Origin of the sequence: Mesorhizobium sp. M7A.F.Ca.CA.004.06.1.1 (genome assembly GCF_003999135.1) — a bacterium.
Lineage (GTDB): Bacteria > Pseudomonadota > Alphaproteobacteria > Rhizobiales > Rhizobiaceae > Mesorhizobium.
Genome location: NZ_RZPQ01000986.1, coordinates 1 through 1,783, shown reverse-complemented (window position 1 = coordinate 1,783; position 1,783 = coordinate 1). Strand labels below are relative to the sequence as shown.

The window sequence follows — 1,783 nt, the reverse complement described above, 5'->3', positions numbered from 1 at the left end:
GGTCGTGCCCATGTCACCGCCACGAAAAGGAGCGGCGCGCTCGAAAGGGCGCGCCGCCTGGGAGATCATTTCTTCGGCAGCAGCTTGATGCCGGGTGCCGGGCTTTCCAGCGCGTCTTCATCCTGCCCTGCCGCCGGGATCTCGATCCAGCGATCGGCGGCGCCGTCGCATTCCTGCACCACCGGGAAGTAGAGTTTTTGGCCCGCCGGCAGATCCGCCGTCAACGTCGCGCGGAAGACAAACTCGTCGTAGAATTCGTCCGGCAGGCTGCCAGCGCTCCAGTCGACTTCCTTGACCCCGTCGGCAACCGCCTGACCGTAGAGCTGGTAGGATTTCTCGTACTTGCCCTTCTTGGTCTGCAGCGTCCAGCCTGGCTTCGGCATCGGCTTCACCGCGATCACCCCTTCCGGAATCTGCACGCGCACGGCGGTCGTCGCCTTGCCTTCGCAGCCATGCGGCACGCGCAGAACGGCCTTGTAGGTCGAGCCGACCGCCGCCTCCTGGGTTTCGAACGTGATATGCGCGAAGGCGGCGCTGGTTCCGAGCGCGAGAAGTGCGCCGGCCGACAAAAGATATTTGTTCATGATGGTCCCTCGGATTTTCAAAATTTGTCGAACCGGCCGGATCAATTGGCGTGATCGTCCATGGCGCCACCGCCCATGCCTTCGACAGCGAAATCGACGCTGACGGCGCCGGCCTTTTCGAAGGTCAGGACGGCGGAGAACTTTTCGCCCTGTTTGGGTTGCCGCTTCAGGCCGATGAACATCAAATGATAGCCGCCAGGGGCAAGCGCGACCTTGCCGCCGGCCGGAATTTCCAGGCCGCCGGCAACCGGCCGCATGGTCATGACGCCGTCCTTGACGCCCATCTCATGCAGCTCGGCCTTTTCAGAAACATCGGACGAAATCGACACCAGCCGGTCCGGTGCACTGCCATTGTTGGTGACGGTGAAATAACCCCCGGCCACTTTGGCACCGGCAGGTGTGGCGCGCGACCAGGGGTGGCCGATCTCGAGATCGCCAAGTTTGAACTCATGCGCGAGGACGGACTGGGCGCCTGTGAACAGCAGCGCAAGAGCCAGCACGGCAATGCCGACACGCTCTTCGATGCCGCGTAGAATGCCGCCGGGCGCAGGACGCGCGGCGTCAGGGAAAAAATAGGACATGGTTGCTCCATGAAGTGATGGTCGCGCCGTTGCCGGTCGCGAGCAGTTTGATCTTTGGATGGGTACGCCCACGAAAGGTTCCGCCGGGCAAACAGGCTCAGGCCGTCAGCGGCGGCGCGCGCGGGTTCGACGGCGAGCGCTCACGCGCAAAGTCGAGATGAATGGCCGCCGGGAAGACAAAGGCGACCGTTTCAAAGGAAAGGCTGTGCAATGCTAGCCCGGCATCGGGCGGCGGCGCAAAGGCCGCCGAAACCATGCTGCAGCCGAGCACGCAGCATGCCGGAAGATGGGAGGGACGCTGGTCGCCGCCCGGAAGCTGGGTGGCGCCATCATGGGTACAGATGACGTTGCCGAACGCATCGAGCTGCGATGCGTTGGGACCGGCGCCGAAGGCGAATGCGCCAAGCGTCGACTGGAGCAACAGCAAGTAGGCCGCGACAAGCGCGACCGGCATGCTCCACCGTCTCCTCGATACGCCCAAAGCCCTGCCTCTTCACAGCAACGCGACATACCTAGCACGGGGCTGGCGGGTGGAAAATCGCCAAATCACCGCTGCGGCAACGCGGCATATCAATGCATGTCGCCCAAAAGGGTGCGGCGGGTTTTGGGCAAAGAAAT

At 63.3% G+C, this 1,783-nt stretch carries 3 protein-coding genes; all 3 read right to left on the bottom strand.

Annotation, left to right across the window (positions count from 1 at the left end; translation table 11 throughout):
- Window positions 1-65 precede the first annotated feature (65 nt).
- The 3 genes from EN906_RS32990 to EN906_RS32980 all read right to left on the bottom strand — a co-directional run bounded on the left by EN906_RS32990 (window position 66) and on the right by EN906_RS32980 (window position 1,619).
- Entirely contained in the window at window positions 66-584 is a 519-nt protein-coding gene (locus EN906_RS32990; RefSeq protein WP_127272468.1) for a YcnI family protein, read from the bottom strand.
- 41 nt (window positions 585-625) lie between these two features.
- Entirely contained in the window at window positions 626-1,165 is a 540-nt protein-coding gene (locus EN906_RS32985; RefSeq protein ID WP_127270813.1) for a copper chaperone PCu(A)C, read from the bottom strand.
- A 97-nt stretch (window positions 1,166-1,262) separates the two neighbouring features.
- Window positions 1,263-1,619 (bottom strand): DUF2946 family protein, encoded by a 357-nt coding sequence (locus EN906_RS32980; protein ID WP_127270815.1) that lies wholly within the window; start codon window positions 1,617-1,619, stop codon window positions 1,263-1,265.
- Window positions 1,620-1,783: the final 164 nt, after the last annotated feature.

Coding starts and splice junctions, on each gene's coding strand:
- EN906_RS32990 (WP_127272468.1), bottom strand. CDS start 584: ATGAACAAATATCTTTTGTCGGCCGGCGCACTTCTCGCGCTCGGAACC.
- EN906_RS32985 (WP_127270813.1), bottom strand. CDS start 1,165: ATGTCCTATTTTTTCCCTGACGCCGCGCGTCCTGCGCCCGGCGGCATT.
- EN906_RS32980 (WP_127270815.1), bottom strand. CDS start 1,619: ATGCCGGTCGCGCTTGTCGCGGCCTACTTGCTGTTGCTCCAGTCGACG.